Annotated in this window: 18 protein-coding genes; all 18 read left to right on the plus strand. The window is 38.5% G+C overall.

Features of this window, described 5'->3' with window-relative positions:
- The first annotated feature begins 191 nt into the window (after positions 1-191).
- The gene (gene lpdA / locus FG384_RS11730) at positions 192-1,622 is read left to right on the plus strand and encodes a dihydrolipoyl dehydrogenase (protein WP_142642788.1); all 1,431 of its coding nucleotides are present in this window, start codon (positions 192-194) and stop codon (positions 1,620-1,622) included.
- Positions 1,623-1,638: 16 nt separating this feature from the next.
- Entirely contained in the window at positions 1,639-2,649 is a 1,011-nt protein-coding gene (locus tag FG384_RS11735) for a thiamine pyrophosphate-dependent dehydrogenase E1 component subunit alpha (RefSeq protein WP_142642789.1), read from the plus strand.
- Positions 2,649-3,632 (plus strand): alpha-ketoacid dehydrogenase subunit beta, encoded by a 984-nt coding sequence (locus FG384_RS11740; protein ID WP_142642790.1) that lies wholly within the window; start codon positions 2,649-2,651, stop codon positions 3,630-3,632. Before FG384_RS11735 ends, FG384_RS11740 begins: the two co-directional genes overlap by 1 nt.
- Before the next feature lie 393 nt (positions 3,633-4,025).
- Entirely contained in the window at positions 4,026-5,330 is a 1,305-nt protein-coding gene (locus FG384_RS11745; RefSeq protein ID WP_142642791.1) for a dihydrolipoamide acetyltransferase family protein, read from the plus strand.
- 511 nt (positions 5,331-5,841) lie between these two features.
- Positions 5,842-6,588 (plus strand): IclR family transcriptional regulator, encoded by a 747-nt coding sequence (locus tag FG384_RS11750; protein ID WP_142642792.1) that lies wholly within the window; start codon positions 5,842-5,844, stop codon positions 6,586-6,588.
- A 393-nt stretch (positions 6,589-6,981) separates the two neighbouring features.
- Complete coding sequence (locus FG384_RS11755) at positions 6,982-8,004, plus strand: TRAP transporter substrate-binding protein (RefSeq protein ID WP_142642793.1); 1,023 nt, start codon at positions 6,982-6,984, stop codon at positions 8,002-8,004.
- Between the two features lie 14 nt (positions 8,005-8,018).
- On the plus strand, positions 8,019-8,504 hold the full coding sequence (locus tag FG384_RS11760) for a TRAP transporter small permease (protein ID WP_142642794.1): 486 nt from the start codon (positions 8,019-8,021) through the stop codon (positions 8,502-8,504).
- The gene (locus FG384_RS11765) at positions 8,501-9,778 is read left to right on the plus strand and encodes a TRAP transporter large permease (RefSeq protein WP_142642795.1); all 1,278 of its coding nucleotides are present in this window, start codon (positions 8,501-8,503) and stop codon (positions 9,776-9,778) included. The genes FG384_RS11760 and FG384_RS11765 overlap by 4 nt, the downstream gene beginning before the upstream one ends.
- 456 nt (positions 9,779-10,234) lie before the next feature.
- A complete protein-coding gene (locus tag FG384_RS11770; protein WP_142642796.1) occupies positions 10,235-10,720 on the plus strand; it encodes a flavin reductase family protein in 486 nt (161 codons plus the stop codon).
- Positions 10,721-10,739: 19 nt separating this feature from the next.
- On the plus strand, positions 10,740-12,224 hold the full coding sequence (locus FG384_RS11775) for a 4-hydroxyphenylacetate 3-hydroxylase family protein (RefSeq protein ID WP_142642797.1): 1,485 nt from the start codon (positions 10,740-10,742) through the stop codon (positions 12,222-12,224).
- Between the two features lie 225 nt (positions 12,225-12,449).
- Entirely contained in the window at positions 12,450-12,977 is a 528-nt protein-coding gene (locus FG384_RS11780) for a 3-hydroxyanthranilate 3,4-dioxygenase (protein ID WP_142642870.1), read from the plus strand.
- A complete protein-coding gene (locus tag FG384_RS11785) occupies positions 12,968-13,984 on the plus strand; it encodes an amidohydrolase family protein (RefSeq protein ID WP_205961785.1) in 1,017 nt (338 codons plus the stop codon). Before FG384_RS11780 ends, FG384_RS11785 begins: the two co-directional genes overlap by 10 nt.
- Positions 13,981-14,430 carry a RidA family protein gene (locus FG384_RS11790; protein ID WP_142642799.1) on the plus strand — a complete coding sequence of 150 codons (450 nt, stop codon included), beginning with the start codon at positions 13,981-13,983 and terminating at the stop codon, positions 14,428-14,430. The genes FG384_RS11785 and FG384_RS11790 overlap by 4 nt, the downstream gene beginning before the upstream one ends.
- Before the next feature lie 13 nt (positions 14,431-14,443).
- Positions 14,444-15,913 (plus strand): aldehyde dehydrogenase, encoded by a 1,470-nt coding sequence (locus tag FG384_RS11795; protein WP_142642800.1) that lies wholly within the window; start codon positions 14,444-14,446, stop codon positions 15,911-15,913.
- Positions 15,914-15,977: 64 nt separating this feature from the next.
- Positions 15,978-16,757 (plus strand): 2-keto-4-pentenoate hydratase, encoded by a 780-nt coding sequence (locus tag FG384_RS11800; RefSeq protein ID WP_142642801.1) that lies wholly within the window; start codon positions 15,978-15,980, stop codon positions 16,755-16,757.
- A 43-nt stretch (positions 16,758-16,800) separates the two neighbouring features.
- The gene (locus FG384_RS11805) at positions 16,801-17,694 is read left to right on the plus strand and encodes an acetaldehyde dehydrogenase (acetylating) (protein ID WP_142642802.1); all 894 of its coding nucleotides are present in this window, start codon (positions 16,801-16,803) and stop codon (positions 17,692-17,694) included.
- A 24-nt stretch (positions 17,695-17,718) separates the two neighbouring features.
- Positions 17,719-18,747, plus strand: a complete 1,029-nt coding sequence (dmpG, locus tag FG384_RS11810; protein ID WP_142642803.1) for a 4-hydroxy-2-oxovalerate aldolase — start codon at positions 17,719-17,721, stop codon at positions 18,745-18,747.
- A 3-nt stretch (positions 18,748-18,750) separates the two neighbouring features.
- Positions 18,751-19,542, plus strand: coding sequence for a 2-keto-4-pentenoate hydratase (locus tag FG384_RS11815; protein WP_142642804.1), 792 nt, complete (start codon positions 18,751-18,753; stop codon positions 19,540-19,542).
- The last annotated feature ends 364 nt before the right edge of the window (positions 19,543-19,906 follow it).

The following is a 19,906-nucleotide window of genomic DNA, read 5'->3' on the forward strand; positions in this document are numbered from 1 at the left end:
TCTTGAAAACGCTTGTCAGTCAAGGCACGCCTGTACGAGGCGGAAGCAAGTAGAACTAAAAGTTCATGAGCTTACAACGAAGTGCAAGTAACGAAGAATGAAAGCGTTTGTCAACAGTCTGAGGCCGACTTGTAAAAGCGGCCTTCTTCATCTGTATTCAATGCAAACCCGGAGATTTAGGAGGAAAAGTTTTGGCTAAAGAATATGATGTAGTAATTTTAGGTGGCGGAACTGGCGGCTATGTAGCTGCTATACGTTCTGCGCAATTGGGTTTGAAAACTGCAATTGTGGAAAAAGGAAAACTTGGAGGTACTTGCTTACACAAAGGGTGTATCCCAAGTAAAGCATTACTACGTAGTGCGGAAGTGTATGCTACTACAAAAAATCATGCTGCCGATTTTGGTGTAAATGCAAAAGAAGTTACACTTGATTTTAGTAGAGTGCAAGCAAGAAAAGAGTCGATTGTTAATCAATTACATCAAGGCGTTCAAGGATTGATGAAAAAAGGAAAAATCGATGTTTTCGAAGGAACAGGAAGAATGTTAGGACCATCTATTTTTTCTCCTTCACCAGGTGGAACGATTTCAGTAGAAATGAATAATGGCGATGAAAACGAAATGCTTATTCCAAAAAATGTAGTTATTGCAACAGGATCTAGACCTCGCACTTTACCTGGATTAACAATTGACGGTACATTTGTCATGAGTTCAGACGAAGCTTTAGCAATGACAGAATTACCAAAATCTATTCTAATAGTAGGTGGCGGTGTAATTGGGATAGAATGGGCTTCTATGTTAAATGACTTCGGAGTAGAAGTGACTGTTATTGAATATGCTGATCGCATTATACCTACTGAAGATCATGATATATCAAAAGAAATGCAAAAATTACTTTCTAAAAAAGGAGTAACATTTGCAACAAGTGCAAAGGTTCTCCCTGAAACATTGGAAGCAGGCGACAACCAAGTAACAATTTCTGCAGAAATGAATGGAGAAACGAAAACTTTTACAGCAGCAAAAATGCTTGTATCTGTAGGACGTCAAGCAAATGTAGAAGGTATTGGAATCGAAAATACCGATATCGTTGTAGAAAAAGGATTTATCCAAGTGTCTGAAACATTCCAATCAAAAGAATCTCATATATATGCTATTGGTGATGTAATTGGAGGGCTTCAACTAGCCCATGTTGCTAGTCATGAAGGAATTACAGCAATTGAGCATATTGCTGGTAACGAAATTACTCCAATAGACTATAAACTTGTTTCTCGTTGTATTTATTCTAATCCTGAAGCTTCGAGCGTTGGTATTACTGAACAACAAGCTAAAGAGCAAGGATTTGATGTCAAAGTTGGTAAATTCTCATTTAAAGCGATAGGGAAAGCACTTGTTTATGGAGAATCAGATGGATTTGTTAAAATTGTTGCGGATAAGGTGACAAATGATATTTTAGGTGTCCATATGATTGGTCCGCATGTGACGGATATGATTTCAGAAGCAGGTTTAGCAATGGTATTAGATGCCACTCCATGGGAAATTGCTCATACAATTCACCCGCATCCGACACTTAGTGAAGTAATGGGAGAAGCGGCATTAGCTGTAGATGGTAAAGCTATTCATATGTAAAAAGGAGGAGTTCTAAATGACAACAAATCGTCACGCAGAATTAGGTTTAACGAATGAAGATGTGTTAAAAATGTTCGAGACGATGCTTATGGCACGTCGTATTGATGAACGTATGTGGCTACTAAATCGTGCAGGGAAAATTCCTTTTGTTATTTCATGTCAAGGGCAAGAAGCTGCACAGGTTGGAGCTGCATTCGCACTGGATAATTCAAAAGACTATATTGCACCATATTACCGTGATATGGGTGTTGTTTTACATTTCGGAATGACAGCAAGAGATTTAATGTTATCAGCATTTGCAAAAGCAGAAGATCCAAACTCCGGCGGACGTCAAATGCCAGGACATTTTGGACAAAAGAAAAATAGAATCCTTACAGGGTCTTCACCTGTTACTACTCAATTACCACATGCAGTTGGAGTTGCATTAGCAGCTAAAATTGAGAAAAAAGATTTCATTACATTTGTAACACTAGGAGAAGGTTCTTCTAACCAAGGTGATTTCCACGAAGGACTTAACTTTGCAGGAGTTCATCAACTACCATGTATTACAATGGTTGAAAACAATAATTACGCAATTTCTGTACCATTTGAACGTCAGGTAGCGAGTAAAACTGTTGCAGATCGTGCATCTAGTTACGGTATGCCTGGTTTTAGAGTCGATGGTAAGGACCCGATTGAGGTTTATAAAGTAGTAAAAGAAGCAGCAGATCGCGCTCGTAACGGAGAAGGTCCGAGTCTTATTGAAGCAGTGACATACAGATTAACAGCTCACTCTTCAGATGATGATGATAGACAGTACCGTACAGCAGAAGATATTGCAGAAGGTAAAGCTTTAGATCCACTTATTACGTTTGCAGTGTATTTAAAAGAGACTGGTGTTTTAACAGACGAACTGGAAAAAGAAATTAATGATCGTATTATGAAGGAAGTAAACGAAGCGACTGACTATGCTGAATCTGCGCCATATGCTGCTCCAGAAGATGCATTGAAGCATGTTTATGCGGAAAAAGATGGGGGGAACGCATAATGGCAGTAATGTCTTATATCGATGCAATTACACTTGCAATGAAAGAAGAAATGACTCGTGATGAACGTGTTTTCATCTTAGGTGAAGACGTTGGTCGTAAAGGTGGAGTATTTAAAGCAACAAATGGCCTTTATGATGAGTTTGGTGAATACCGTGTCCTTGACACACCATTGGCCGAATCTGCGATTGCAGGAGTAGGTATTGGTGCTGCAATGTATGGTCTTCGTCCTATAGCAGAAATGCAATTTGCTGATTTCATTATGCCTGCTGTAAACCAAATTATTTCGGAAGCTTCTCGTATTCGTTACCGTTCCAACAATGACTGGACTTGTCCGATTGTTATTCGTGCTCCTTTCGGTGGTGGTATTCATGGTGCACTTTATCATTCTCAATCGGTCGAAGCAGTTTTTGCAAACCAACCTGGATTAAAAATTGTCATTCCTTCAACACCTTACGATGCTAAGGGATTATTAAAAGCAGCGATTCGTGACGAGGATCCAGTTATGTTCTTTGAGCATAAACGTGCATATCGTCTCATTAAAGGTGAAGTTCCGGAAGAAGATTATACAATCGAAATCGGAAAAGCAGATGTAAAACGTGAAGGCGAAGATATTACAGTAATTACGTATGGTCTTGCTGTTCATTTTGCACTTCAAGCAGCAGAACGTTTAGAAAAAGATGGGATTTCTGCGCATGTTCTAGATTTACGTACAATCTATCCATTAGATAAAGAAGGTATCATTGAAGCAGCTTCTAAAACAGGAAAAGTTCTGCTTGTAACAGAAGATAATAAAGAAGGTAGTATCATTGGTGAAGTAGCTGCAATAATTGCAGAAAACTGCTTATTTGATCTAGATGCACCTATTATGCGTCTTGCTGGGCCAGATGTTCCTGCTATGCCATATGCTCCAACGATGGAAAAATTCTTTATGATTAATCCAGATAAAGTCGAAAAAGCGATGCGAGAGCTAGCAGCATATTAACTTCATTCAGCAAAAAAAAAAGACTTCGCTGAATGTCGCTGAACTCTGGCTAAAATCGCCGCGTCCTGCAGCAACGCCTGAGTGACCAACATCCTGTTGGCCCAATGCCTCCGTCGGATGTCACAGATTTTGAATCATGCAGGTGCACGATTCAAAATCTTGACCCACTGTTTTCTGCGACGAGCTTTGCACAGGAGCAATAACTTCTGCGGAGCTGAGCGAAGAGAAGCGGAAGCAATAACTTCTGCGGAGCTGAGCGAAGAGAAGCGGAAGCAATAACTTCTGCGGAGCTGAGCGAAGAGAAGCGGAAGCAATAACTTCTGCGGAGCTGAAAGAAGAGAAGCGGAAGTAAATACGCCAAGGCGAATTTGATCTCATTAAGGAGGAACTCGAATGGCACTAGAACAAATCAAAATGCCTCAACTTGGAGAAAGTGTTACAGAAGGTACAATTGAAAAATGGTTAGTAAAACCAGGCGATCATGTTAATAAATACGACGCTCTAGCGGAAGTAAACACAGACAAGGTTACAGCTGAAGTGCCTTCTTCTTTTACAGGAATTATTAAAGAACTGATTGCAAACGAAGGAGATACTCTTGCAGTTGGGGAAGTCGTTTGTACGATTGAAACAGAAGGTGGAGCTACAGAAGAAGTAGTAGAAGCCGCTCCAGAACAGCCAACAGCTGAAACTGTAAAACCGGCCGAAGTGCAAAAGCACGCTGCTCCAGTTAATCGTGAAAAAGGCGCAAAAGCTCGCTATTCACCTGCGGTATTAAAACTTTCACAAGAACATGGGATTGATCCTACTTTAGTTAATGGTACTGGCAATGAAGGACGAATTACGCGTAAAGATTTATTAAAGATTATTGAGAGCGGAGAAATTCCAGTAGCTTCACAAGTAGAACAAGAACCAAAAGCAGAACAAGTATCTGCAACACCACAAACACAACCGGCAGCTGCACCAAAAACAGCACCAGTTAATGTCCCTGTGGCAGTTGGAGATATCGAAATTCCAGTTACAGGTGTACGTAAAGCAATCGCTGCGAACATGCTGCGTAGTAAACACGAAGCACCGCATGCTTGGACAATGATTGAAGTGGATGTAACGAATTTAGTACAATATCGTGATTCATTAAAAACAGAGTTCAAATCAAAAGAAGGTTTTAACTTAACCTATTTTGCATTTTTCGTAAAAGCTGTTTCACAAGCATTAAAAGAATTCCCAATGATGAATTCTATGTGGGCTGGCGACAAAATCGTACAGAAAAAAGACATCAATATTTCGATTGCTGTAGCAACAGAAGATGCACTTTTTGTTCCTGTTATCAAAAATGCGGATGAAAAAACGATTAAAGGCATTGCTCGTGAAGTAAATGAACTTGCTGCAAAAGTTCGCTCTGGTAAATTAAAATCAGACGAAATGCAAGGAGGAACATTCACAGTAAACAACACAGGATCATTCGGTTCTGTTCAGTCTATGGGCATTATTAACTACCCACAAGCAGCGATTCTTCAAGTAGAATCGATTGTGAAACGTCCAGTTATTATGGATGGTGGTATGATTGCTGCTCGTGACATGGTTAACTTATGTCTTTCATTAGACCACCGTGTACTAGATGGTCTAGTTGCTGGTCGTTTCTTAGCACGAGTGAAAGAAATCCTAGAGAACATAACTAAAGACAATACTTCTATTTACTAATGAAAATATAAAAAGCCGGAGCTTTCCTAATAACCTAATTAGGAAAACTTTCGGCTTTTTTGTTTGTACTGTGGGAGCTGAATATTTTTCTCTGGATTAGTTGGAAAATCACTATCGATCTGATTAGCTTTCGAAAGATTAAATAGCATATACTTTGACCTTTGATTGGCGATTTAAAGTGTAATAGATACTAGGCGAGTTTCATATTATGAAATTTTCTACTTGTCTATAACTATGCTCTAAAGTATATTAGGAGAATCTACCTCTATAATTAATTGATTTTTCAATTAATTAATTGAAAGATAAATGAAACAGTAGTGTTATTCAATGTTCTTAGAAATATTATTGCAAATTTTTTTTGATAGAAAGCAAGAATATTTCTAAGTTTTTTTGTGTGTCGTGAAAGCGGTTTCAAAGGGGAGTTCTAAAGGTATTTTGAAAATGGTTTCCAGGTAATATTGATATGTAAAGCTGTATGAGAATGCAACGATAGATAAGGGGGAAATCTGACGTGATAGAATCTGTAAAAAAGGCATGTCAAATAATTAGTTGTTTTTCTAGTGAAGAGCCAGTGTTAGGAAATGCAGAGATTGCTAATAAGCTCGGAATGAATCCTAGTTCTACACACCACTTACTCAGTACACTTTGCAATGAGGGAGTCTTAATGAGGGATCAAAAAAGAAAATATCGTCTTGGATGGAAATTACTCGAGTGGAATAATAATGTTATGTTTCAGCAAGATATTTATGACAGGGCAATTCCACTAGTGAAAGATCTAATTCATCGATTTATAGGTACAGCTCATATTGCTATGTTCGACAAAGGTGAAGTTGTTTTTGTATTAAAAGTATCCTCGCAAGAAGCATCTCCAATCCACACTTATATCGGTTCAAGAAAACCAGCTTATGCTACTAGTACAGGGAAAGTATTATTATCCTTTAATTCTTCTTATCTAAATGAAACAATTAGCAGAGGATTATCAAAACAAGCACCAAATACGATTACTGATATCGATACTTTAAAAAAGGAATTAGAGATGGTACGTAAATTAGGCTATTCGATAAGTAATAATGAAAATTCGACTGCAACTTATGCAATTGCTGCACCTATTCTATCGTATTCTGGTAAAACTATTGCAGCGGTTAATTTAGTTGGACCAGCTTCCTATATGCAAGGGAGTCACCGCAACATGATAATCCAAAGCGTTATAAATACTGCTCAATCGATCTCTCAGGAATTAGGATATATTGAGGTTTAAGTTGTGAAAGAAAAGATGTAACAATTGGCATTACTAATGAATGATGTATTCTAATAAATTATTAAAGTTTCATAGTTTGAAATTATCAGGGGGCTATTACAGTTATGTTCTCCTATAATCGGAATAGTATATTTTCCTAAATAGGGATAATACGTATGTTTCGATAGAAGTAGGAACATATGAATTTTGAGAGTAATTTATTCATTTTCGTAGTGATATTGGAGGTGAAGTTATAAATTAAATTAACTGAATTTTTATTATATTTAGTTAATTGTTGAGGTAAAGTGTAGTGAATTTAGGAATTCTTGCTAATGATTTTATGTCTTTATTAAAACAGGGATTGATTAAAAGTCTTTAATTAGTACTAAAAAAATTAAAAAGTGGGGTTGTTGAATGATGAAAAGAAATAGCTTTTATATTTTCACTTTTTTGATGGCTATAATTCTTGTTTTAGGTGCGTGCGACGAAAGTAATGCTAGTGGGGATTCTGGTGAACAAAAAGAGGCAGAAGGAAAAACTTATAATTTTAAGCTTGCTCATATAGCACCACCTGATCATATTTGGAATGAAGCAGCGAAAAAATTTGCTGAAGAATTAGAAACACGATCAGATGGTCGGATGAAAATGGATCTATATCCAGGAGGACAATTGGGCGGAGAACCTGATATGGTGCAACAACTTGAAACGGGTTCTTTAGATTTTGGGTTTATCACAACTGCTTTTTTAACATCAAGATCAGATGCATTTAGTGCTTGGTTTGCTCCATTTTTATTTGATTCCTATGAAGCTGCTTTTGAAGCAAAAGGCTCTGATGTGTCAAAAGAAATTTTAGCTACACTCGATGATCAAGGATTAAGGGCTCTAGATATTTTCTTTTCGGGAAACCGAACAATGATGTTCCGTGAAAAAATTGAAACGCCGGAAGGTATGAAAGGTTTGACGTTACGCGTGACTCCGAGTCCAGCATTGCAAGATTGGTACCGCTATTTAGGAGCTAACCCTGAATCTATTTCATTACCAGACGTGTACCAAGCTGCTCAGACAGGGGTAATTGACGGGATGGAAATGGATTTAGATGCAGCAGTCACATCTAATTTCAATGAAGTAACGGGGTATGCAGCAATGACCAATCATATGGTTTGGCCATCCGTTATGATAGCGAATGGGAAGAATTTTGATGCAATGCCTGAAGAAGATCAAAAAATAATTCGTGAAGCGATGGCTGCCGCGTCTGAATATGCGACGATGAAACGTTCTTCATTAGAAGAGGAGTACGTAAAAACGTTAACTGATAGAGGAATGGTGCTTTATGATATGGACGAGTCTCTGTTTAAGTCATATATGGAAAAGTTCGATGAAGAATATAAAGCAAAAGATCCTTTAATAAAAGAGTTCATTGAAACATTCCGTAAGTAGGAGGAATTACGAATATGAATACATTAAGCGGATGGATTGAATCGATTGAAAAGGTGATTGCCATGATATTGATAGCGTCAATGACAATCGTAATTGCTGCTGCTGTTCTTTTTCGATACTTATTAAACGCACCTATTTTTTGGGCGAGTGAAGCAAGTATTTTCATGATGGCATGGCTGACGTTTATAGGGGGGAGCTTGGGACTTAAATATAAGTCTCAAGCATCCGTAACATTTTTGGTTGATCGTTTTTCAGACAATGGAAAACGAGTCTTTGAAATCGTATCATACGTGATTATCTTAATCTTCATGGCTTTATTACTATATTTAAGTTACCAATGGGTATTTTCGTCGTCACACCAAAAGTCTACTTCGATGCGAATTCCGATGTGGATTCCGTACCTTTCTGTCCCAGTTGGTTTAACTTTTGCTTTTATCCACTTATTAAACAACCTAGTAAATTTATTTAAGAAAAAACAACAAGGCGGTGAACCTTTATGACAATTGCGGTTATTGCTTTGTTTTTTATATTCTTATTTCTCGGTATACCGATATCGCTTGTGTTGGCAATTACGTCACTTTCGTATTTGTTTCTCGGTGATCTGACAACATTAATGAGTTCAGCGCCACAGAAAATGTTTTCTGGATTAGACAATTTTGGATTGTTGGCTGTTCCATTATTTATGTTGGCTGGAGAGTTGATGAACGGCGGGGGAATTACAAAACGACTAGTCGCCTTTGCAAAAGTCCTAATCGGTCATTATCGAGGTGGACTGGCTTATGTAACAGTTATCGCTAACATGTTCCTTGCTTCAATCTTAGGATCAGCCAATGCTCAAGCGGCGATGATGAGTAAAGTGATGGTTCCCGAGATGGAAAAGGAAGGTTACACACGTGAGTTCTCTTCTGCAATTACATTAGCTTCATCTATCGTAGCTCCTATCATCCCACCGAGTATGTTGTTTATCATCTACGGAACGTTAACTGGAGCATCGATTGCTGATTTATTCATGGCTGGAATTATTCCCGGTATTTTGTTAGGAATCGGTTTTATTATTGTTATTGGAATCATGAATCATAAACAACAATTCCCCAAAAGTGAGAAGGCGAATTGGAAAACAATCGTAAAAACATTCTTACAAGTTATCCCTGCCATGCTAATCCCATTCACAATCATTTTTGGTATTTTAGGCGGTGTTTTTACACCAACAGAGTCAGCATCGATTGCATGTGTAATCGCTTTCATTATTGGTTTTGTTTATCGTGAATTAAAACTGAAAAGTCTTCCAACAATTCTTGTGAATACAGTGGTCAATACAGCAACAATTTCGTTTTTAATCGTAACAGCGAATTTATTTGGTTTTATAATTGCCTATGAAAAAATTCCACAATTAGTTGCAGAATCGATGCTGAGCCTTTCTGATAACCCACTTGTCTTTTTATTATTAGTGAATTTATTCTTACTGTTAGTTGGAACAGTGTTAGATGGAATTGCAGCGTTAATTATTTTGGTTCCCGTAATGATGCCACTACTAGTGACATATCAAATAGATCCGGTTCATTTCGGTATTATCATTTGTATTAACTTAACTATTGGGTTACTAACGCCACCAGTAGGGACTGGATTGTTTATCGTTTCTTCCATTGCAAAGGTAAAATTTGAAAGATTGGTCATTGCAATTATGCCTTTCTTAGGGATGGCAATTCTCATTCTTCTTATCCTTACTTACTGGGAAGATGCGGTAATGTGGATTCCTAGTCTTTATAAAGATTGACGAAAGATTTATTTACTGTTGAATACAAGGGAGAATCGCGGTGAAGAAAGACAACGATCTTCCATATATTATTGAAAGAGTGAAATATTACATCGTAGTGTCTAGGAATTCCTTGGCTATTCGTCTCTACGATTTATCGCTTTATTTAGAAAGAATAAACGAATATAAAGCTTAAAGAGAATCTTCTAAAACAGAAGAATAATTGTAAAGTGGACATCCCATCTATTTGGTAGTAGTTTCCGACCACCATTTTATAGAGTGGGGTGTTTTATTTTTTTTTTTTTTTTGATAATTAAGCTTGAATATAGAGAAGTTAGATATCTGAGCACTAGAATTTTTTTTGAAATATAAAAAATATTCTAATTATTTCACTCTGTGAAACATTCGTATAGTTAGATGAAAAACTATTCGATATATTATGAGTACATTGTTATCACAAAAGGAGGTATGAGAGGAATGGATGTAAGAGAATTAAGAAATTGTTTTGGACAATTTGCGACTGGTGTAACAGTCATCACTTGGAATGATGATCAAGGTGCGAGGTATGGAATAACCGTAAACTCATTTACATCAGTTTCCTTAGATCCAGCACTTGTACTAGTTTCCATTGCTAAAAGTGCTAAGGCTTGCGAAGCATTAAAAAATCGTCCATTTGTCATTAATGTGTTATCAGAATCTCAGGAACCATATGCTTGGCAATTTGCTGGGCGACCAAATGAAAATCTTGTTGTTGAATGGGAGATAGATTCCAAGAATAGTCCACGCCTAAAAGATGCTCTTGCTACCATTGAATGTGTTCCATGGGCAGAATATGAAGGTGGAGATCATATTCTGTATGTCGGGAAAGTAGTGGATTTTTCGTATAGTAATGCAGACAGCCTCCTTTTCTTCAGAGGGAAGTTCTTGAAAACAGAAAATAACCAGATTGTCGTAAACAATTAAAGTATTGGAGGATTAACTGATGAGTATCAGAACAGGTGAAGATTATATTCAAGCTATTAAGTCACGACAACCGGAAGTATGGTTAGGTGGGAGAAGAGTAACAAATTTAGCAGAAGAGCCAATTTTTAAGCAGCCGATTAAGGAATTAGCTAAGTTATTTGATATGCAGCATGATCCTAAATATCAAGATAAAATTACGCATATTTGTGAAGAAACAGGAGAACGTGTAAACAATGCTTACTTGAATCCTCGCAATGGAGAAGATTTAAAAGCACGGAGAGAACTATTTGAAGTATGGTCACAAGCAACGTTTGGTTTAATGGGAAGAACGCCAGATTTTTTGGGGACAGTAGTAACTGCAATGGCCTCCAACGATTGGTTCTTTAGGCAATATGGTGACCGCTGGGGAGATAATATTGTAAATTACTATAAGTATATAAGAGATAATGATCTCTTCTTAACGCATGCAATTATTAATCCGCAGAATGATCGTAGTAAAGCCTCTAACGAACAGGTCGATACGTATACACATCTTGGAGTCGTTAAAGAGACAGAAGAAGGTCTAATTGTCCGTGGATCTAAAATGCTAGCTACACTTGCACCATTAACGGATGAAGTTATCATATATTCTTATCCGAGTTTCAAACCTGGAGATGAGAAGTATGCAATTTCATTTGCGGTTCCGATTGACACACCTGGTTTACGTATTCTATGTAGAGAAGAAACGCAAAATGGTACAAGGTCAACATGGGATCATCCATTAGCATCAAGGTTTGAAGAAATGGATGCTGTATTGGTCTTTAATGATGTCTTAGTTCCATGGGATCGTGTGTTCATTAATCAAAATGTAGAGGCAGGTAACTTATTATATCCTAAAACAGGCATTAATCTGCAACCCTCTCATCAATCTGCCATTAGGGGCCTTGTCAAAATTTCATTTGCTACGGAAGTCGCATGTTCGATGGCAGATTCAATTGGTGTGGACGGATTCTTAAACGTTCAAAATCAATTATCTGAACTTTTACAAGGAGTAGAAACGATTAGAGCGTTAGTTCGTATCGCTGAATATGAATATGTGATGACGCCTTATGGTGAAGCAATTCCAGCAATTGTACCACTTGAAACTGTCCGTGGTATATTACCTAAATTGTATCCAAGAGCAATAGAAATTTTACAAATAATTGGTGCAGGTGGACTCTTAATGTCGCCATCAGGTGCAGACTTCGCAAATCCAGAGTTAACGGAAGATATGCATAAACATTATGGTGGCCGCGAAGGCGTAACTGCTGATGAACGAGTTCGTCTATTCAAATTAGCATGGGATTTGTGTGGGGAAGCATTCGGGCAAAGACTTGTTCAATACGAACGATACTACTCAGGAGATCCAATTCGCAAAATGGCAATGTTCTACAACACACATAAGCGAAATAACCCAACGTATCCAATGGTAGAAGAGGCACTTAGAGTTTCTTTAGAGTTATCGAAAGAAACTGTTACGATTTAGTATTTCAGAAAAATGACAACGCTTTCACGTAAAGGCATTATCAAGGTATTTCACGGCGGTTTCATTATATTGATGATAGAAACATTAAGAACATAGTAAAAGGTAGGTGGGAAGACTAGATATACGTTTTTAATTATTTGATTATTTCAATAATATAAACTAAGCATTATGTTTTTCATTTACTAATATAACAATGGAGGTATTACGAAAATGACAAAATCTACGATTTCAAAATTACAAGCATTTAATCTATTGAATTGGATTGAAGAAAATAAAGATCAGCTTAAACCACCAGTTAATAATAAGGTTCTTTGGGAAGACTCTGAATTTATTTGTATGATACTAGGCGGACCGAATAGACGCCGTGACTTCCACGTTGACCCTTCAGATGAGTTCTTCTATCAGATTAAAGGCGACTGTTACGTTGAAGTTATTAATAATGGAAAACGTGAAGTTGTAACAGTTAAAGAAGGTGAAGTATTTATGCTTCCAGCGATGGTTCCACATTCTCCACACCGTGTTGCCGATACGTATGGTCTAGTTATTGAGCGAAAACGCGACCTTGGAGAATTAGAAGATTTCGTTTGGTTCTGTGATGAGTGTGATGAAGAAATGCACCGAAAACGTGTTCAATTGACAGACATTGAAACGCAAGTAAAAGGTGCGATTGAAGAGTTCAATAGCAGCTTAGAACTACGTACGTGTAAAAATTGCAACCACGTCATGTCCGAAGAAGTAGGGCTATGGAAATGAGAGTAGATTTTCATACTCATATCATACCTGAAAATATTCCAGATTTCGTTGAAAAATTTGGTGGGGAACGTTGGCCAACTTTAGAAAAAACATGTTCTTGCGGTGCTAATATCATGGTAGCCGGGAAAGTGTTCCGTGAAGTGACGGACCAAGTGTGGAGTCCTGAAAAAAGAATTCAGGATATGGATGCAGAAGGTGTCGATATTCAAGTGTTGTCACCTATTCCAGTGACATTTTCTTATTGGGCTGAACCTGAGGCTGCGGAAGAAATGTCGAAAATTCAAAATGATTTTATTGCGGATACTGTGAAACAGTATCCGTACCGCTTTATTGGCCTCGGAACAGTACCTCTGCAAGATGTCGAGGTGTCAATCCGGGAAATGGATCGTTGTATGCATGAGCTTGGATTAAAAGGAATTGAAATTGGAACAAATATCAATGGAAAAAACTTGGATGACCCGGCGTTTACCGCATTTTTTGAAATGGCGGAGAAATGGCAAGTGCCGTTGTTCGTCCATCCGTGGGAAACGTTAGGTACTGAACGGATGCCACGTCATAACTTTATGTACACGGTTGGCATGCCAAGTGAAACGGCATTGGCTGCTGCTAGTTTAATAAACGGTGGTGTCATGGAGAAATTCCCACGTCTAAAGGTTTGCTTCGCACATGGAGGAGGGTCTTTCCCATACATATTACCTCGTTTGGATCAAGGCTGGAATGTATGGCCGCATCTGCGACAAACGAGTAAACCTCCAAGTTATTATGCCAAGAACTTTTACTTTGACTCGTTGAATTATGACCCGCTAAACATTAAATATTTAGTAGATCGTTTTGGGTATGAAAAAATTGTAATGGGTTCAGACTACCCATTTTTATTAAGAGAGATTCCACCTGGCAAAGTGATTGATGAGACGATTGAGCTGACGGACGAACAAAAGCAAGCTATTTTAGGTAAAAATGCGCTCGCCTTTTTAAATATTGAAATAAAGGAAGAGATTAAACGATGAGTACTCCAGAAGAAAAACTTTCGGCATTAGGGCTTGAATTACCCCCTTTACGACCTGCACTAGGAGACTATGTGGGATGTGTAAGAACCGGAAATTTGTTATTCACTGCTGGCCAGGGAGTAGATGAATATCACGGAAAATTGGGTAGAGAATTAACGGTGGAAGAAGGTTATTTAGCTGCCCAACAATCGATGCTTAATCTACTAAGTGTTGTTAAAAATGAAATTGGTGAACTAAGTAAGGTAAAGCAATTCGTCAAAATACTTGGGATGGTTAATAGCACAGAAGATTTTACAGACCAACCAAAAGTGATGAACGGTGCATCTGATCTAATAGGGAAAGTTTTTGGTGATAAAGGGAAGCATGGTCGTTCAGCAGTCGGGATGGCGCAGTTGCCGAACAACACAGCCATTGAAATTGAAATGATTATTGAAATAGAGGACTAGGAGGGAGACGACTGTGACAAAAGGGTTAGTTGCTGACCATACTATTATTCAAGACGCAAAGCTCTTTATTAATGGGGAATATGTCAATGCTCTCTCAGGGGAAACTTTTGACTCAATTAACCCTGCGACAAATAAAAAGTTGGCCACTGTTGCAAATGGTGGGAAAGCGGATGCAAAACTTGCAATTGAAGTGGCTCAGCGGACGTTTGCAAGTGGTATTTGGAGTAAAATGCCTGTTGAAGAAAGATCTAAGATATTATGCAGGATGTCAGACTTAATCATGGAAAATGTGGATAAGCTTGCTTACGTTGAAACGTTGGATGTAGGTAAACCGATTAAGGAAAGCCGTGGATTCGATATTCCACGAGCTGCTGCCAACTTCCGCTTCTTCGCTGAAATGGCAAAATATATGGTGCACGAGCACTACGATATGAGTAACCACATGTCTTATGTACAGTATGCACCAGCGGGTGTTACAAGTTTGATTATCCCTTGGAATCTACCTTTTATGCAAATGACTTGGAAAGCTTCTGCTGCTTTGGCCGCAGGAAATACGGTTGTCATTAAGCCGGCATCTTATACACCGTTAAGTGCAGTTATGCTTGGAGAAATTGCTAATGAAGCCGGGTTACCACCTGGTGTCTTAAATATATTAACGGGTCCTGGAAGTACTGTCGGGACAGTTATGGCAACACATCCATCCGTTCGAAGAATCTCATTTGTCGGAGAATCCAATACAGGAAAAACAGTGATGCGTAATGCTGCTGAAAATTTAATACCTATTTCATTAGAACTTGGAGGTAAGTCAGCCAATATTGTCTTTGAAGATGCAGATTTAGATGAAGCAGTAGCTGGCTCCATTGAGGCGATTTACCGAAACCAAGGTGAAATTTGCTTAGCCGGTTCACGAATCCTCGTTCAAGAGAGCATTTATGATCAATTCTTAGATAAGTTCGTTGCAGCTGTAAGGAAGATTAAAGTAGGGGATCCGACTGATGAATCAACGGATATGGGTGCGCTAGTTTCACAGGGACATTTGAAATCAGTCGATGACTACGTTCAAATTGGACTCGCAGAAGGTGCAAAACTTGCTTATGGTGGAAAGGTTGTCGCAAATCTTCCAGAAGGCAATTTCTATGAGCCGACTGTACTTTATGATGTAGATAACAAAATGCGGATTGCACAAGAAGAAATCTTTGGTCCTGTTCCCGTTATTATTCCATTTAAAACGGAAGAAGATGCGATTAATATTGCAAATGATTCTATTTACGGTTTGGCAGGTGTCGTATGGACGAATGATTTACGACGTGGACAGCGGGTAACATCGCATATCCATTCGGGCTTGCTTTGGGTGAATTGTTGGTATGTTCGCGATTTACGTACACCATTTGGTGGTGCAAAAGCGAGCGGTATTGGTCGAGAAGGCGGCCGACATAGTTTTGATTTTTATACAGAAGCGAAAACAATTACGATAAAAAAATAAGAAAACAACGAAAGGTGGCATATTGCTCGCCTTTTGTTTGTTTTAGTATGGGGAGGGTTTTCAAGTGACAGTAAAGAATGTTGAGTTTGCAAATGAACTGTTGGAGGCTGAGGAAACGCGACAAGCAATTTCAGCTTTAACGGATCGTAATGAGCATTTAACGGTGGAAGATGCGTATAACATTCAATTGGAAACAGTCAATTTAAAGCTTGCACAAGGAAAAAAAGTAATCGGGAAAAAAGTAGGATTAACAAGTGTTGCAATGCAAAAAATGCTAAATGTAAATGAACCAGATTACGGCCATTTATTAGATGATATGCGTGTGGAGAGTGGTGCTTTAGTCAAAATCGATTCGATGATTTCTCCAAAGATTGAGGCTGAAATCGGTTTTGTACTTGATGAGGATTTAGTAGGACCGAATGTTACGTATCTTGACGTTATGATGGCTACTAAATATGTTGTGCCAACACTTGAAATCATTGATAGTCGTGTGAAAGATTGGAAAATAAAGTTAATAGATACAGTTGCTGATAATGGTTCTTCTGCAAAAGTAGTAGTGGGCGAGAAACTAACAGCACTAGACGGAATAGATTTACGTACAAATAGTATGGTGCTATTTAAGAACGATGAACTCCTTGCAACAGGTGCAGGTGCAGCCGCACTTGGTCATCCAGCTCATGCTATTGCTTGGCTAGCAAATAAATTACATGAATTCGGAATTACATTGAAAAAAGGCGAATTAATTTTACCAGGTGCGTTATCCGGCGCGGTTTCAGTTTCTGCTGGAGACACAATTGAAGCGAAATTTGGTGTACTTGGATCGGTAACTGTTCATTTCGAATAATATTTCTACACATTAATCCGAAGCATGAGGAAGGGGAATGACTGTGGGGAAGATTAAAGCGGCAATTATCGGCTCCGGCAATATTGGAACTGATTTAATGTATAAACTGGAAAGAAGTGACGTTATTGAACTAACAGCAATGATTGGTATTGATGCAGATTCGGATGGGCTAAAACGTGCAAAGCAAAAAGGCTACACGGTCTTTACGAATGGAATTGAAGGGATCATTGAAAATCCACATATCGCAGAAATTGTTTTTGATGCCACTTCCGCAAAAGCGCATGTGCGGCATGCCAAAGTATTAAAAGAATTAGGAATACTGACAATCGATTTAACACCTGCGGCAAGAGGGCCTTTCTTTTGTCCAGCAGTCAGTTCGAATCAAAGCTCTGGAGAGTTGGATAACGTCAATATGATTACTTGTGGAGGACAAGCAACAATACCAATTGTACACGCTGTGAATCAAGTAGCAGATGTTAGTTACGGAGAAATTGTTGCGACGATTTCCAGCTTAAGTGCTGGACCGGGAACTCGAGCTAATATTGATGAATTCACGATTACAACACGCCGTGGAATTGAAGAAGTCGGCGGTGCGGACCGAGGAAAAGCGTTAATTATTTTAAATCCGGCAGATCCACCTATATTAATGCGAGACACGGTTTATTGTGAAGTGAAAAATATGGATGAATCGGCAATTAGAAAATCCATAACGGAAATGGTTGAAAAAGTAAAAGAATATGTTCCTGGGTATCGGTTAAGACAGGACCCGATGTTTGACGGGAATCGTGTGACAGTTTTTATTGAAGTGGAAGGAGCAGGCGATTATTTTCCGGCATATGCAGGAAATTTAGATATTATGACAGCGGCTGCTATGCGCGTAGGTGAAGATTTTGCTCGATCAATGCTGAAAGAAAAAGCGGCAGAATCATTAATATAAAACGACTGGAAAGGAGGTTCCATAATGAATAAACGTATGAATAAACCAATCCAACTAACGGAAGTTTGCTTACGTGATGGTAGTCATGTCGTAGCACATCAATTTACTGAACAACAGGTACGTAATGTTGCACGAGGGTTAGATGAAGCAGGTATGCATTATATTGAAGTAAGTCATGGGGACGGTCTAGGTGGTTCCACTTTACAGTATGGAAAATCATTAGTTGATGAAATGACATTAATTGAAGCAGCTGTTGATGAATGTCAAAACGCAAAAGTAGCTGTTTTGCTAATACCGGGAATCGGAACTGTAAATGAATTAAAGCAGGCAAGTGAACTAGGTGCTAGGCTTGTAAGAGTTGCTACGCATGCGACGGAGGCAGATGTTTCCGCCCAGCATATCAGTAAAGCTCGCGAACTTGGTATGGAGTCATTAGGATTTTTAATGATGGCTCATTCAGTTTCGGTTGAGAAGTTGGTCGAGCAAGCGAAATTAATGGAGAGCTATGGTGCAGAAGCTGTCTATGTTACTGATTCAGCAGGAGCTTTATTGCCAATCGAGGTGCGTGAGCGGATTAAAGCGTTACGCAATTCATTGGATATTGAAGTCGGCTTTCATGCTCACAACAATTTATCAGTTGCGGTAGCGAATACGATTGCTGCCATCGAAGAAGGAGCTACACGCATTGATGGCAGTGTCCGTTGTTTAGGAGCAGGTGCCGGGAATACACAAACAGAAGTGTTACTCGCTGTGATGGAGCGGATGGGGATAGATGTCGGCATCGATTTATACAAAATGATGGATGTAGCAGAAGAGATAGTCGGTCCTATTATTCCTGGCTCTCAAGAAATTCGAAAGGGGAGTCTCGTTCTAGGTTATGCAGGTGTCTATTCCAGCTTTTTGCTCCATGCCGAACGTGCAGGAAAAAGATTTGGAATCGACCCACGAGATATATTAGTTGAACTAGGAAAAATGAAGGTTGTTGGCGGGCAGGAAGATATGATTCTGGACGTAGCGGCCGAATTGGCGAAAAATAATAAAGTGAGGGTATAAATAATGACTCTACTAACAAGTAAAAATAAAGATATTATTGAATACTTATATACGGCAGAGCGTGATGCTCGTGAAGTTATGAAAGTGACGGACGAATATCCAGAATTGACAATAAAGGAAGCTTATGAAATACAAAATGGCTTACTGACAAGAAAACTAACGGAAAATGGTACGAAAACAATCGGAGTGAAGTTAGGATTAACAAGTAAAGCGAAGCAAGAAATGATGGGCGTTAATGAAGCAATTTACGGTTATTTGCATAATGATATGCTCGCATATGAATGGGAAGCCATCCAATTTTCCGAACTTATTCACCCGAAAGTAGAGCCGGAAATTGCCTTTCTATTATCGGAAGACTTACAAGGTGAAAATATCACAGCAGAGGACGTTTTAAAAGCTACGAAATATGTGGCACCTGCTCTTGAAGTAATTGATAGCCGTTATAAAGATTTTCGGTTCACTTTAGTGGATGTAGTTGCTGACAATTGTTCTTCTGCAAAATTTGTAGTGGGAAGTAAATGGGTTTCACCGAGTGCTATTGATGTAGGTAACATTGGCATGGTTATGTCCAAAAATGGTAACGTTGAACAAACAGGTTCAAGTGCGGCAGTATTAGGGCATCCAGCGGAAGCGATTGCATGGGCTGTTAACGAACTAGGTGCTCTAGGAAAAGGGCTTAAAAAAGGAGATATAGTGCTAAGTGGGGCTATGTCCGAAGCAATCGCATTTCAAGCAGGGGATTCTGTGATAGCAGAATTCGATGGCTTAGGTTCTGTAACACTGTATTGTAAATAAGTTGAAAAGATAAAGGGGAGGACTACTTTATGGCCCTCTCTTTTTTGTATAAATAAATATCTATCCATAATGAAGTTAACTATAAAAAATTTTGCGTATCAGCTATATCTATGGAAAAGGCAGAATGGACTATATTTTCTATCAATATAGAAAATAATGTTTTGTACAAAGAAGACGTTGGTGGTATTATTTCATAAAGAGAATCCTCTTTTTAGAATGTTTGTCCAACATGCATTCTACAAGAAGGATTTTTTTATTTTACTAAGATCTGTCCCCTTTTCATAACGATTTGATTTTGGGCAGCAAGAGAAGGGAGATGTCAAATAGTAAGGGAGAGTTCTTATTCTGAAAGATTAAATTTAAA

The organism is Psychrobacillus vulpis, from assembly GCF_006861825.1.
GTDB lineage: Bacteria > Bacillota > Bacilli > Bacillales_A > Planococcaceae > Psychrobacillus > Psychrobacillus vulpis.